The following is a 14,845-nucleotide window of genomic DNA, read 5'->3' as shown; positions in this document are numbered from 1 at the left end:
CGCACTCACAGGGACTATAAAATCTGTTGAGGATCGGCATTGTTCTTCTGGATATCATCCAAAAGTCTATGAGACTGATGGATGTTGACCTGTAACCGATTGATCAGCATCTGCAACTGCTCAATCTCGGGACTTTGGTTGGCTTTAAGTTGAGTTTCCAGGGCCTCCGTTTGGCTCGCCAAAATAGGTAAACTTAGGTTCAGTGCCATCCCTTTCGTTTTGTGCAACGTCAGCTCTAATGAAGCAAAGTCTTCAGCCATAAAGTATTCAATAAGTTCATCAACAGAAGTCTCAAAATCGGCAATAATGCTTTTTAGCAACTCGTCGAGCGCTTCTGGCTCATCTCGTAAAGAAGTAAACATGCCTGAACGGGAGAGTTCTTCCTCTGTTAACCTTAAGTTCTCGATTGGCTTACGTTGCAATTGAAGCACATTGCTGTCACTCGTTAGTGGCGGATTCTGTTTCGGTTCGAGTCTGGCGGCAAACTGTTTGAGAGCGTCTGAAAAGCTCTCATGCTGTAGCGGTTTCGTAAGCACATGGTCTGCTCCTGCTTCAATAAAGCTATCGTGAGCTTCACGAAATACGTCTGCCGTGTACGCAAAGAGTAATGTCTTGATACCTAACTCTTGTCGGATAACGCGTGTCGCCTCAACGCCATTCATCTCGGGCATATGGTTGTCCATCAAGATCAGGTCGTACTCGTTCTCTTTCGCCTTTTTAACCGCGATTAATCCATTTTCTGCAACATCCACTTCATGCCCAAGCTTTTCGCAAAACCCTTTTGCCACAATGGCATTCACACGGTTATCATCAGCAAGTAGTATCTTTAAATGGTGTGATTTTGCGCGAGGTTTCGGTGCTTCTTGCTGCTTTTTCGGAGCAGATTCTACCCAAGGAATCGGCAACTCAACGATAAATTGACTTCCAACGCCTTCTATACTCTTCAGAGTAATATGGCCACCCATCAAATCGGTTAGTTTTTTGACGATGGCTAACCCAAGCCCTGTTCCGCCGAACCTTCGAGTCGTTGATGAGTCTGCTTGCTCAAACGAGTTAAAAATATGCTCGTGCTTGTCTGGCGCAATACCAATACCGGTGTCGCTCACGCGCATGACCAACAACTGATTCGATTCATCTAACTCGGTTCTAACCAGCACATGCCCTTCATTGGTAAACTTCACCGCGTTACCGGCGAGATTAAACAAGATCTGTCGTAAACGCGCACAATCACCAGTAAATTCAGTATATTCAGAAACCTCGTTTTCCAAGATTAACTCGATATTTTTTTCATCAACAAGTGGTTTTATTGCGCTACACACCGGAGAAAGCACTTGATCGAGCTTAAACTTAGCTTGCTCAAATTCCAGTTTGTTTTCTTCAACTTTAGAAAAATCCAAAATATCGTTGAGGATAGTCATCAGATGCTGGCCAGAATCAAGAATAACCCTAATATGCTCTTTCGTCGTCGGCTCTTTGGTCTCTTCTGCAATCATTTGAGAAAGCCCTAGTACACCATTCATCGGCGTCCTTAGTTCGTGACTCATTGCAGCGAGAAAATTTGATTTCGCTTTTGCCGCTCGCTCGGCTTTGTTTCTCGCCTCTTCAATTTCAAGATTCAACTGTTTTAAGTTATGCATTCGGTGATGTGACTGATAAACAAACGCGCTAACTAGAAACATCACCGCGATAAATACAAACAACCACGTAAAACGCGCCTCACTTTGAGCAATATTGAGTAACCGATGCTCTGAGCTTTCGACAAACTCAATATAAGTGTGATCAAGCAGTTCATTCGTCAGCAATTCAATTCTTTTATCACTCGTTTGAAGCCGTTTAAGGAAGTTCGCTTCCTTTTCACTCTCAACTTCAGTTTGTGTTAGAAGCAACTGGTTGAGAAATTCAAAATAACGACTGCCACCCAAAGATTGACCGCTCTCGGTAGAAACATCTTGCTGATATAAATTGAACAACATGAGTAATGCATACCGATTTTCTACCTGAACACCAATTAACATATCAAGCTTCAACGTTGTTTGAAGCACTCGCTCCTTAAACTGTTCAAGCGTATCCCTAACTTTTATACGATTGGGTGTCACGGGAAACCAAACTGATTCCTTTGATGATTCCAACAGTGCCTGTGCTGCGATTTCTATCTCTACTAAAGATGTTGTTAACTCATAGTTTTTCCTATCTTCAACGGCATATCGGTTCACGATAACATCACGCTCTTCAATCAATTCATGTCCGATATTCATTAGCTCTGCATGAAATTCTTGAGCGTTTTTTGAATTCATATACGACATATACGCCAGTGTGCAGCACGTCAGTATCCCAATAAAAAAGCAAAAGTTGATCAGTTTGAATTTATTCATTTTCCAACACCTCTAAAATTATGGGTCTAGGTGCTGTCAACGACTGCAAGAATGCTTCAATGTCCGCGACATTCTCATCGTTCATCGTTATACCGAGCTGGGTTTTAGCCATGATTTGTATCGCGTCGGATAACTTATCGACTTGCCCATTATGAAAATAAGGACTCGTTAGCGCGACATTGCGTAAACTGGCTACTCTAAAATAGAATCGCTCTTCATCTTCTATCGTAACGAGTTGCCTGCCCGAGTCCTCTACTACTGGCTTATCCTTGAAATAGGCGAACCTTTGGATCATCGCTCCGCCGATATTTTTACCCTGATGACACTGCACACAACCTGAAGTCTGAAATGTTTTCCAACCTCTGATTTGCTGTTCACTCAGTACATGCGTGTAACCCAATAAGTAAGCATCGAATGGTGCGCCAGGCGTCTGCAGCCCTTCAACAAACTCCACAATAGCGGACTTGATATTATGAACGTTAATCGGCAATTCATCGTCACGACTAAATAGCGCTTGATAATGTTCACTCTCTTTTACATATTGCTCTATCGTTTGCCAGTTTGAGTCCATTTCCATTGGATTATGGATTGGACCATCAATCTGAGCCATCAAGGTGTTTTCCGTACCATCCCATAAAAAACGATAATTTAACGCTGCATTAAACACTGTTATAGAATTTCTAATTCCATCACCTTTCACCCCCGTAGAGACTGGTGTGTTTTCAGCGCCATTGGTTTGCAGATTGTGGCATGTCGCGCAGCTGACATTACCATTTGACGATAATTGAGGATCGCGGAAGAGATGCCAGCCAATTCTCGCTAGCTTAATATCCACATTAGGATCGCCCTGTATGGGCTGAACTAGGGAGATATCACCTAACATCTTCGCGTTTCTTGCGGTTGTTGTTTGGCTCAAAATGAGTGTTACAACAGCTAGTGCGATTGCGCTGAATTGCCTCATCAACTACATACCTTAAACTTGTCATTGATATGAACTTAGTTGCACTTTGGCGTTTTTTCCACCGACAGGAAGTTGAAAAAACGAGTTAAGTATTGCTTTGTTTAAGGCTTTGGTTGAAGAGGGAGTAATAAGGCGAATAGGAAGAAACCTATCGCCTTATGAGTAGCTAACGTATTGAAATCTGAGTTTAGTGTAGAAAAGCCAAAAACCGTTGAAACCAAGTCACCTCTCCATACGAGATCAGATCGAAAATAGTAAAGAATACGGCACAGATAACGGCCAACTTAATCAAACGCTGAACAATAAACATAAACGTCACAATTACCAATAATTTGCTTTAGTTTACTATCTCACACAGCGTTTATATATAAAAAAGTAGTCTCCTAATTAGCCTCGGCAACTTATTCATTAGAACCTATACTCAAGCATCTCTAAGTTATTTGGATATACTTGAATTAGGATTTCAAAAAGTCCCTGTGACCACACAAGGAGGACTGCATGAAACGACTATGGATATGGTTCTTACCTTTACTCTTGATGGCCAGTCAAGCACTGGCGAATACCGTTTGGATTGTTCCTGTCAAAGGCCCTATAGGGCCTGCTACTAGCGACTATTTATCTCGTGAAATAGAAGAAGCTCAACTAAACGGTGTCAGTTTAGTGATCTTAGAGATGGACACACCAGGCGGCTTAGATAGCGCAATGCGAGATATTATTCACGCGATTACCACCTCCTCGACTCCCATTGCGACTTGGGTCGGCCCATCTGGTTCTAGAGCCGCCAGTGCCGGAACATACATCTTGCTCGCTAGTCACGTAGCCGCCATGGCTGAAGCGACAAACCTCGGAGCTGCAACGCCCGTCGCGTTAGGTGGTGCGCCTCAACCTCCTTCATCGGATGATGGCAAAGAGCAAAACGCGGAAGAAACGCCAGAAGGAACCAACGAAAGCTCAGAGAAAGTTCCCGCTAAAACCGCAATGGAGAAAAAGGTAATTAACGACGCCAAAGCCTACATTAAGGGCTTAGCAAAACTTCATGGACGAAATGCAGAATGGGCAGAGAAAGCAGTAAGCGAGGCGGCGAGCTTGGATGCAACAGAAGCATTAGAATTAAACGTGATCGATTACATCGCCAATTCGCCAGAGGACTTAGTCAAAGCCATAGATGGGCAAACTGTTAAAGTAAACAATCGCACTGTGACATTGTCACTTGAAAATCCAACATGGGTTGAAAGAACGCCAGATTGGCGAGCAGAAATGTTAGCCGTTATCACCAATCCAAACGTTGCCTACATTCTAATGCTCATCGGCATCTACGGTTTACTTCTTGAATTTTACAACCCAGGAATTGGCTTACCCGGTGTGCTAGGTGGGATTTGTCTGCTTCTTGCCATGTACGCATTACAAATGATGCCCGTCAACTACGCAGGTCTTGGTCTGCTGTTACTCGGTATTGCACTAATGATAGCGGAAGCATTCAGTCCGAGCTTTGGTATTTTGGGTTTAGGCGGCGTTGTCGCCTTTGTACTCGGTTCGATATTTCTCATGGACAGTGAGTTACCAGGGTTCCAGATCGCCCTTCCTTTGATTTTTGGTATTGCCATATTTTCCGTAGCTCTAATCGTGCTGACCGTCGGCCTGCTGCTCAAAATTCGCCGCCGGCGTGTAACGACGGGTTTAGAGACATACCCTGGGAAGGTCGCCGTGGTAAGCGATGACTTTATCGATGGCGAAGGACGCGTTCAACTCAACGGTGCGTTATGGCGAGCTAAAGCCAAAGACCATCAACAATTCAAACAAGGTGATCACGTCACCATTGTTAATGTTAAAGGGCTGACCTTAACTGTGATGCCTGATGACCGCCAAAATAAATAGGAGGCGCTTTATGATGCTCTATACCGTTGCGGTGATCGTGGTGCTGCTGTTCGCACTAGCGACCCAAATGTTCAAGGTTTTGAGAGAATACGAACGTGGGGTTGTGTTCTTTCTTGGTCGATTTCAAGAAGTCAAAGGACCTGGTTTGATCATCCTTATCCCATTTATTCAGCAAATGGTGAGGGTTGATTTACGTACTGTCGTTTTGGATGTGCCGACACAAGATTTAATTACCAAAGATAACGTTTCTGTGCGCGTCAACGCGGTCGTTTATTTTCGCGTAGTCGATCCTCAAATGGCGATTAACAATATTGAAAGCTACAGCGATGCTACCAGCCAGCTAGCACAAACCACGCTGCGCTCGGTATTGGGTCAGCATGAACTCGATGAATTGCTATCAGAGCGAGAACGCCTCAATAAGGATTTACAATCCATTCTCGATCAACAGACTGATGACTGGGGAATCAAGATTGCTACGGTTGAAGTCAAACATGTTGATTTAAATGACAGCATGGTCAGAGCCCTAGCCCGTCAGGCAGAAGCAGAACGTAACCGTAGGGCGAAGATCATTCACGCTACTGGTGAGTTAGAGGCTTCAAATAAATTAAAAGAAGCAGCGCAAATGCTCAACGAAGCACCGAATGCACTGCAATTACGTTACATGCAGACACTCACTGAAATCACTACAGACAAAACATCCACTATTATTTTTCCAATGCCGATCAATCTTGTCGAAGCTGTCAGTGATATCGCCGAAGCGGTGAAAAAGAATAAAGAGACACAAGATAAGTAAGATTCTGCCCCTAGGAAGTAACGACCACTCACGTTACTTCCTTATTTGGTACTCGCTTTAAGGATGTGCCCATCTTCTTTATCACATTCTTGTTTCATTACTTCTAAGCCCGTTTTAAAGCATGTTCGCCAAGCGGTTTCAACATCGGCATCGTACCCAGAATCACACTGCCGAACCGTTTCTAACAAACTCTCAAGCCAAACATCAAAATCCTGCGGCTCTATACCAATATCTGCACTTGCATGCTTTTTCCCATACTTTTCCACCATTTTGTGCGCTTCGGTCGAGGTATCTGCCATCATAAAAAACACGATAGACCCTCTAAGCATTCTCACTTGTTGGTGCATGTCTATACCGTCAAACTTCTGTCTAAAGTTGGCGCTTTTCGACCATAAATTTTTGTAGAACAAGTCGAAAAACTCCTGATCTGAAGTACAACGTTCATAGCTATCATTAAAAACTTCAATCACGTTCATGTTGCTTTCCCCTACGCCTCAATATGAGTTTAATTTAATATCAAATAAAAGCTTCCAAATAAGGACTTTTAAGTTTCAAATCGATCAACTCACATCGATTTTCAACAAAAAGTAAAAAGTGATTTAAATAAACACCCTCTTATCAATGAAAAAATATCCATTATCATGAACCCATATTCGAGGTACGCATGGTTTTCGATGCTAGTGCATCCTCATCTGTCATCACATAAAGAGGATATAAACGTGTCCCATCAAATCATTACCGATCTAAATAACCGTTACACTGCAAAAAAATATGATGAAACCAAGCGCGTTTCTCAAGAAGACATGGCGATAATCAAAGAAGCACTGCGTTTGTCGGCGTCTTCTATCAACTCACAACCATGGAAATTCATCGTTATTGAAAGTGATGAAGCGAAGCAACGTTTCCACAATACGTTTGCAAATATGCACCAGTTTAACCAACCACACGCGAAAGCCGCATCACATACGATTCTGTTTGCTTACGATCCTAAATTTACTAAAGAGAAATTTGCGAAACGTGTGGATGCAGAAGTAACATCTGGCCACTTGCCAGCGGAGATGTACAACAACTTTATGGGTGCTTACGCTTTTGCCGATGCAAATACGGACGAAAATGGCTTCAACGGAAACTGGACAAAAGCACAAGTCTATTTGGCACTAGGCAACCTACTACACACATTGGCACGACTAGGCATTGATTCAACACCGATGGAAGGTGTCGATCCGGCTCTGATTGGAGAAGAGTTTAAAGAAGAGCTCGAGGGCCATATTTGTGAAGTTGCGCTGGCGATTGGCTACCATAAAGATGGGGAAGATTACAATCATGGTCTTCCAAAAGCACGCCTTGCAATGGATGAGGTAATTACGACTCTATAGTCGACCATTGTCTTAGCTTAGCGACTTAACTCATTGTTTAAACTAAAAAGAGCCGCATTAATGTGCGGCTCTTTTTTACTTGGTTCTGCGTCAACGTTACGCAACTTGCTCTGACTTAAAATTACCAAGCAATGCATCGTAAAGCTCATTGTCGCTTAACACACCAACCAGCTTATTATCTTCAACCATAAGCAGAGGCTGATTGCTGCGCTGTTTAAGTTCAATCGCTTCTCGCATACTGATTTCTGGGCTAACCTGAACCAGAGAGTTTTCATTAACTTCATCAAGGTTCGAAGAATCGCTCTTCCATTGAATCAACGATTTACCTTTATCCGCTAAACTTAACCCCTTGCTCTCTTGTATCACCCAAATATCTTTATCAGGGCAAATCAGAACACGCGTATCTTCGCGAACCAAATCGTCACGCATTAAGGAACGTCCCTTCAGCACATTTAATGGATTAGTGTGAGCAACAAAGTCCGCCACATAATCGTTTTCTGGAGCAAGAATGATCTGTTCTGGCTTGCCATGTTGAATCAGCTTTCCTGATTCCATAATGGCGATGTTGTTGCCGATTTTAAGCGCCTCATCCAAGTCGTGACTCACAAAAAGAATGGTTTTGTTTAGCTTTTCTTGCAGCAGAATCAATTCATCTTGAAGCTGAGCACGAATCAATGGGTCAAGCGCTGAAAACGGCTCATCCATTAACAAGATATCTGTGTCCATCGCGAACGCTCGCGCTAGGCCAACACGCTGCTGCATACCACCAGAGAGCTCGTGCGGGAATTTCGTTTCCCACTCAGACAAACCGACCATTTCGAGCTGTTCACGCGCTTTTTTACGGCGCTCAGCTTTACCAATGCCTTGCATCTCTAGACCAAACGCTACATTGTCTAACACCGTTAACCATGGCATCAATGCAAACTTCTGAAACACCATGGACACGCGGTGCGTACGAAGGTGGCGCAGCTTCTGTTCGTCACAGTTAGAGAGCTCAACCATATCGTCGCCATCTTTGATTTTCAGAGAGCCACGAGAAATATCGTTCAATCCGTTAACCGTTCGCAGCAAACTTGATTTACCCGAGCCCGAAAGCCCCATCAAGACACAGATCTCACCCTGTTTCACGTTCAGCGAAACATTATCAACCCCAACCACTTGGCCAGTTTCATCAATGATTTCTTGTCGAGACTTCCCTTGATCTAGTAGTGCTAGCGCCTGTGCTTGTTGCTGACCAAAAACGACATCAAGATTTTTAATAGTAATAGCGTCCATGATTATGCCTCCTTCTGGTTTGGTGCTTTACACAAGCGATCAAGAATGATGGCAACGAGTACAATCGCTAAACCCGCTTCAAAACCTTGTGAAATGTTTACCGTATTCAGTGCACGTACGACTGGCTTACCAAGCCCATCAGCACCAACAAGCGCCGCAATGACAACCATAGACAAAGACAACATAATACATTGCGTAACACCGGCCATAATACTTGGTAATGCCGCAGGCAACTCCACCTTAAACAGCAACTTCATGCGGCTGGCACCAAATGCTTTACCCGCTTCAAGTAGCTCCTCAGGAACTTTAATAATGCCGAGGTACGTCAATCGAATTGGCGCAGCGATAGCGAAAATGATGGTCGAGATTAGACCAGGGACAATACCTAAGCCAAACAGAACCAAGGTTGGAATTAGGTAAACGAATGTCGGTACGGTCTGCATCAAATCGAGTATTGGCCGCAACAAGGTGTATAACCAAGGACGGTGCGCCGCCATAATGCCCAACGGCACGCCAATTAATACGGAAATCGTTGTCGCTGCAAACACAAGGACAAAGGTTTCCAGCATTTCTTGCCAGTAACCAAGGTTGAGAATTGCGAGTAAGGCCAACACGATAAATACGACAAGAGGAATGCTGCGATGTAAGAACCAAGCAATTGCCGCCGTCATAATGATTGGCGCTGCAGGTGGCATCCATTTAAAAATGTCCACCACGAAAAGAATGATCGTTTCAAGTGTAATAGAGATTGCATCGAAAAAACCCGATGCATTGATGGTTAACCAATCGACGCCAGTTTCCATCCATTGGCCCAACGGTAGTTTGTTGTCCGTAATAAAATTCAAAATAAAACCTTTGTGTTAATGAAGCGGGCAAAACTCTGCCCACTTTCTTTTAAAAAAACGAGCTCAAATACTGCTTATTAAGCGTTTGTTTTTAAGTAGTTTGTAATAGCTGTTAGCGCATCTTGGCCATCTACCGTTTTCACGCCCTCTAGCCACGCTTCAATTTGCTCTTGGTTTGCATTCAACCATGCTTGCGCTGCTTTTGATGGCTTCTGTTTCTGGTTAAGAATCGCTTCCATCAGTTCATTTTCCATTTCTAGGTTAAACTCTAGATTTTTCACTAGCTGACCTACATTTGGACACTCAGCGAGGTAATTTTTACGTACGTTTGTGTAGACGTTCGCGCCGCCGTAGTTAGGACCGAAGAAGTCATCACCACCCGCTAGATATTCCATTTCAACGTTACTATTCATTGGGTGCGGCGCCCAACCTAGGTATACAATCCATTGATTGCGGCGTGCGGCACGTGATACTTGAGACACCATGCCAGCTTCACTGGACTCAACTAGGCTGAAATCTTTTAGGCCGAATGCGTTACTATCAATCATTGACTGAATTAAGCGGTTGCCATCGTTTCCTGGTTCAATGCCGTAAATGCGGTCTTTAAATTTGTCGGCATGTTTTACTAGGTCAGCGAAGTTGGTTACGCCTGCGTCATAAACGTATTTTGGAACCGCTAGCGTGTACTTTGCGCCAACGAGATTCGCGCGTACGGTTTCAACAGTACCTGCATCACGGTATTTCGCGATATCACCTTCCATCGTTGGCATCCAGTTACCTAAGAAAATGTCGATATCGCCATTAGCCATAGAGGAGTAAGTTACAGGCACAGACAGAAGATCGGTCTTCGTTTTGTACCCCAACCCTTTAAGTAACTCTGATGTAACGGCAGTGGTCGCTGTGATGTCAGTCCAACCTACATCTGCGAAACGAACCGTTTCACATTGGTTGGCGTAAGCGCCTGTTGCTAAAGTACTTAGTGCAATTGTTGAGAAGATTTTTGTCATCTTAGACATGTTGAATTCCTTGTAATGATTACTGACTTTTTCATTTTATGAGATCGAATCGAGATCTCTTTTTGGCGGATGCATTCGTTGCATCTCTTGCCAGTCCGGTGCAATCCAAACTGGTACGTTGTTCGACGTTTCTAGGGCGTTATCCAAAATCATATCCGCGGCGCGTTCTGCCACCATAATCGTTGGCGCATTTAAATTACCGTTCGGAATGGTTGGGAAAATAGAAGAGTCCACCACACGCAAGCCTTGAATACCGCGTACTTGGCATCGCTCATTTAAGACGGCTAATGGGTCGTTATCTGCGCCCATTTTGCAGGTACAAGATGGATGGTAAGCACTCTCGACGTTTTGCTTCACCCATTCATCAATCTGTTCATCCGTTGTGATGTTCAGACCGGGTTGGATCTCATCCCCACGAAACTCATCCATGGCTGGCTGATTGAGGATCTCGCGAGTAAGGCGAATACAATCACGCCAATCCTGCTTATCTTGTTCAGTGGAAATGTAGTTAAACTCAATCTTCGGCTTATCATTCGGATTCGCAGAGACAACTTCGACCGACCCGCGACTTTCTGGCTTGTTAGGTCCAACGTGCACTTGGAAACCATGACCATCAAAAGCAGCTTGCCCGTCATAACGCATTGCCGCTGGCAAGAAGTGATATTGAATATTTGGCCACTTTAGCCCTTCTCGAGAGCGGATAAATGCACACGATTCAAAGTGGTTAGTAGCACCAAGGCCTTTGCGAGTTAATATCCACTCAGTGCCAATCAAGCCCTTGCTCACCAAACCTAATTTGCTGTTGAGCGTGATAGGTTGCTTACAGTGATATTGGAAGTACACTTCTAAGTGATCTTGCAGGTTTTTACCTACCCCCTCCAACGAGTGTTTCACCTCAATGCCCGCTTTTTCCAATACTGCCTTAGGGCCAATGCCTGAAAGCTGCAACAGCTGAACGGAGCCAACCGAACCCGCACTCGAAATCACTTCATTATTCGCAAAACATTGCTGAATTGAACCTGACGTTTCAAACTCAACGCCTACCGCTTTCTTGCCTTCTGCACCAGTTTCTTCTAATAAAACTCGATGAACCGTCACCCTCTTCATTAGGGTGAAGTTTTTGCGTTTTTTAGCGCGGCTTAAGTATGCATTAGAGGTCGAAGCGCGTACGCCTTTGTCGACGGTCATATGCATTGGGCCAAAGCCCTCTTGCTGATAACCGTTGTAATCTTTTGTTTCTGGGTAGCCCGCTTCTTTGCCTGCATCAATAAAAGCTTGGTACAGTGGATTGAGCTTCATATCGTTGCCGTTACATGTGCCGACTGGACCGTGATCGCCCCGATATTCATCAGCACCACCAATCCAAGACTCTGCTTTACGGAAATAAGGCAAACACGACTGATAGTTCCAGCCTTTCGCGCCTTCCTCTTCCCACTGGTCAAAGTCACAAGCGTGTCCGCGAACGTAAACCATGCCGTTGATAGATGAGCTACCGCCCAGAACTTTTCCGCGAGGACAATGAAGTTGGCGACCATCCAACCCTTGCTCTTCAACCGTCTCAAACTGCCACGCGTATTTTTCAGTGTTCATCGGGTAAGAAAGCGCTGTTGGCATTTGGATAAAAATACTTTTATCCGACCCACCCGCTTCGAGTAATAGGACCGAATTTTGACCACTTTCACTTAAGCGATCCGCTAACACACAGCCGGCCGAACCCGCACCGACGATGATGTAATCGTAGTGTTGTTGCATTTTTATTCTCCTAGGAGTTAATACTCATCACCGTAGATAAGTGAGCGAAATTAGCGTAGGAAAAATGCTTGAGAACAAGGCGGAAATTTTGATAAGTAGTTAACCTACAATCAAAATTGACAACGTAGTTATCGAGCATTTTAACAAGCTAAAGTGGTCAGTTATCTACTATGAGTAGTATCATTTGTAAGGGCTTTCGAAGTCGCTTAGCTGAACCAGAACACTCTTCGTTTGTGTGTAATGTTTAAGGGTTTCGACTCCGTTTTCACGGCCAACACCTGATTGCTTGTAGCCGCCAACTGGCATTTCCGCAGGTGAGTCACCCCATGTGTTCACCCAACAAATACCCGCTTGAATTTGATGGATCACACGGTGCGCACGAGATAGGTTTTGAGTAAAGACACCTGCCGCTAAGCCATAATCGGTGCCATTTGCGCGCGCAATCACTTCCGACTCATCGCGGAATTTCAGAACTGACATTACCGGGCCAAAGATTTCTTGTTGAACGTGGCTCATGTCATCATCGCAATCAACAAATACGGTTGGAGCAACAAAGTTACCATTAGCTAGGCCATTGTCTGTTACTTTGTAGCCGCCAGTCAGTAACGTCGCGCCACTCGCTTTCGCGGCTTCAATCGCTCCTAAAACTTTCGATTCATGATCTTTAGAGATTAGCGCGCCAATCTGCGTGTTCTCATCAAGCGGATCGCCGACGACTAACAGCTCGGTTCGGGCTTTAAGTTGTGTGATAAAGTCGTCATAAATACCTTCATGGACAAATACGCGTGTACCGTGCGTACAAACTTCACCTTGGGTGTAGAAGTTCGCCACCATGGCCGCAGAAACGGCATCGTTTAACTTCGCATCATCAAAAATAATCAGTGGAGACTTACCACCAAGCTCCATCGTTACTTGTTTTAGTGTCTTAGCGCTGTCACTCATTACGACTTTACCGGTGCCTGACTCACCCGTGAATGACACTTTTGCGATATCAGGATGCGCCGTTAGCATCTGTCCTACTCGGTAATCCCCTTGCACGACATTAAATACGCCATCTGGCATGCCCGCTTCTGAATAAATTTCGGCGAGCTTAAGCGCCGTTAATGGTGTTTCTTCTGATGGCTTGAAGATCATTGCGTTGCCCGCAGCCAGTGCTGGCGCCGATTTCCACATCGCAATTTGAATTGGATAATTCCAAGCGCCAATACCCGCGCAAATGCCCAATGGCTCACGACGTGTATAGAAAAACTGATCGTCGCTGAGTGGCTGCTGTTCACCTTGTAGACTTGGAGCAAGGCCAGCGTAGTACTCAAGAACATCGGCACCTGTTGTGACATCAACCGCGATAGCTTCTTGAATGGGCTTACCAGTATCTGCCACTTCCAATGCAGCCAGCTCGTCATTACGCTCACGTAAAATGGCAACGGCTTTGTGTAAAATACGGCTGCGCTCAATCGCAGTCATCGCCGACCATGCAGCAAAACCTTTTTTTGCCGATTCAATCGCTGCTTGAAGATCGTCTTGGTTCGCTTGTTTAATGTTGGCCAATGGCTCACCATTCGCCGGATTGTAAGTGGTGAAGTGTTCATCTGAACACCCGTCGTACATCGCACCATTGATATAGTGTGCTTTCATTTCCATTTTGAAGACCTGTAACTTTTATATTTTTTCAGAATAAAACGTAAGTTGTTTTTCGAGATAATCGTTGATGATGATTCTCGCTCTTTCTGCATCAATGCCTTGCGGGTTGAGCGTTCCGCGCAGCCAAATTCCATCAATAAGTGATGCAATACCATGAGCAACCAATTCAGCCTGCTCTGCATTTAATAATGCTTTGAGTTCTTTTCTTAGGTGGGACAATAGACGTCGTTCGTTGACACGCTGTAAACGCTTGAGCTGCTCGTCATGCATTGAGTACGACCAAAACGCCAGCCAAGTCTTAGCAACTTGGTTTTCTGCCTGATAGCCGACAAAGTTACCGTCAATGATTGCATTAATTCTTTGGTGATGAGCATCACTTGGCAGCTCACGTAACTTCTGTGTGATAGTGGACGAAAGCTGACGCAAGATTTCTCGCATCGTTTCCTCCAGCAATCCGTGCTTACCACCGAAATAGTGGTTGATAATCCCCGTTGATACACCGGCTTCTTTGCTGATTAACGAAATACTCGCCGCGTGTAAACCGACTCTATCAATCACTGACATTGTCGCTTTCACAAGCTGCGGTTTTCTGATTTCAGGCATCCCCACCTTTGGCATTTTGCGTCCCTGTTATTTTTAATTGAACGGTTAGTTAAATATAAAATGCCTGAAAATTAATTCGAACTCAAATTATTTTTAAAGAAAAATGTTAGTAAAAAAGGATGAAAAGTTGAGGGTGTACGAAAAATCGCTCGGTAAGAACTTGTCGGGATAACTAGATTTTAGTTTAAGAACAAACAAACAAGAAAAACAAAATCAAATACTTAACTCTTACTCTATTTTTAAAACGATTATGAACGAGTTGATTTTTGAACAACAAAAATCTGTGCCACAAAAAATTTATATCGACCACTAATCATTTCACCTGTACACGGTTTA

The 14,845-nt window shown here is 44.2% G+C and carries 12 protein-coding genes; 3 read left to right on the top strand and 9 right to left on the bottom strand.

Annotated elements, in window-relative coordinates; all coding sequences use genetic code 11:
- Positions 1–14 precede the first annotated feature (14 nt).
- Positions 15–2,372 carry an ATP-binding protein gene (locus R7E29_RS07335; RefSeq protein ID WP_054576055.1) on the bottom strand — a complete coding sequence of 786 codons (2,358 nt, stop codon included), beginning with the start codon at positions 2,370–2,372 and terminating at the stop codon, positions 15–17.
- The gene (locus R7E29_RS07330) at positions 2,365–3,333 is read right to left on the bottom strand and encodes a cytochrome-c peroxidase (protein WP_005373180.1); all 969 of its coding nucleotides are present in this window, start codon (positions 3,331–3,333) and stop codon (positions 2,365–2,367) included. Before R7E29_RS07330 ends, R7E29_RS07335 begins: the two co-directional genes overlap by 8 nt.
- A gap of 498 nt (positions 3,334–3,831) precedes the next feature.
- Between R7E29_RS07330 and R7E29_RS07325 the strand changes: the two genes are divergently transcribed.
- Together R7E29_RS07325 and R7E29_RS07320 are read left to right on the top strand one after the other, a co-directional pair.
- Entirely contained in the window at positions 3,832–5,208 is a 1,377-nt protein-coding gene (locus R7E29_RS07325) for an NfeD family protein (protein WP_054576056.1), read from the top strand.
- A gap of 10 nt (positions 5,209–5,218) precedes the next feature.
- Positions 5,219–6,001: a slipin family protein gene (locus R7E29_RS07320; protein WP_005373196.1), complete on the top strand. Its 783-nt coding sequence runs from the start codon at positions 5,219–5,221 to the stop codon at positions 5,999–6,001.
- A 41-nt stretch (positions 6,002–6,042) separates the two neighbouring features.
- Here R7E29_RS07320 and R7E29_RS07315 read toward each other — a convergent pair whose 3' ends face one another.
- Positions 6,043–6,477, bottom strand: coding sequence for a globin (locus R7E29_RS07315; RefSeq protein WP_017633662.1), 435 nt, complete (start codon positions 6,475–6,477; stop codon positions 6,043–6,045).
- Positions 6,478–6,720: 243 nt separating this feature from the next.
- On the opposite strand from R7E29_RS07315, the gene R7E29_RS07310 reads away from it, so the two are divergent.
- Positions 6,721–7,377, top strand: coding sequence for an NAD(P)H-dependent oxidoreductase (locus R7E29_RS07310; protein WP_017633663.1), 657 nt, complete (start codon positions 6,721–6,723; stop codon positions 7,375–7,377).
- A 96-nt stretch (positions 7,378–7,473) separates the two neighbouring features.
- Here the strand turns inward: R7E29_RS07310 and choV are convergent, their stop codons facing one another.
- The 6 genes from choV to betI all read right to left on the bottom strand — a co-directional run bounded on the left by choV (position 7,474) and on the right by betI (position 14,524).
- A complete protein-coding gene (gene choV / locus R7E29_RS07305; protein WP_017633664.1) occupies positions 7,474–8,652 on the bottom strand; it encodes a choline ABC transporter ATP-binding protein in 1,179 nt (392 codons plus the stop codon).
- A 2-nt stretch (positions 8,653–8,654) separates the two neighbouring features.
- Positions 8,655–9,497, bottom strand: coding sequence for a choline ABC transporter permease subunit (choW, locus tag R7E29_RS07300; RefSeq protein WP_005392552.1), 843 nt, complete (start codon positions 9,495–9,497; stop codon positions 8,655–8,657).
- Positions 9,498–9,574: 77 nt separating this feature from the next.
- Positions 9,575–10,513: a choline ABC transporter substrate-binding protein gene (locus R7E29_RS07295; protein WP_005382646.1), complete on the bottom strand. Its 939-nt coding sequence runs from the start codon at positions 10,511–10,513 to the stop codon at positions 9,575–9,577.
- Positions 10,514–10,549: 36 nt separating this feature from the next.
- Entirely contained in the window at positions 10,550–12,265 is a 1,716-nt protein-coding gene (gene betA / locus R7E29_RS07290; RefSeq protein WP_054576057.1) for a choline dehydrogenase, read from the bottom strand.
- Between the two features lie 180 nt (positions 12,266–12,445).
- The gene (gene betB, locus R7E29_RS07285; RefSeq protein WP_053349195.1) at positions 12,446–13,906 is read right to left on the bottom strand and encodes a betaine-aldehyde dehydrogenase; all 1,461 of its coding nucleotides are present in this window, start codon (positions 13,904–13,906) and stop codon (positions 12,446–12,448) included.
- Positions 13,907–13,924: 18 nt separating this feature from the next.
- Positions 13,925–14,524, bottom strand: coding sequence for a transcriptional regulator BetI (gene betI, locus R7E29_RS07280; protein ID WP_017820329.1), 600 nt, complete (start codon positions 14,522–14,524; stop codon positions 13,925–13,927).
- Positions 14,525–14,845: the final 321 nt, after the last annotated feature.

It is taken from the genome of Vibrio sp. Vb1729, assembly GCF_033338655.1.
Classification (GTDB): domain Bacteria; phylum Pseudomonadota; class Gammaproteobacteria; order Enterobacterales; family Vibrionaceae; genus Vibrio; species Vibrio alginolyticus.
The sequence above is the reverse complement of the archived record's forward strand: the minus strand, read 5'-3'. Positions and strand labels throughout refer to the sequence as shown.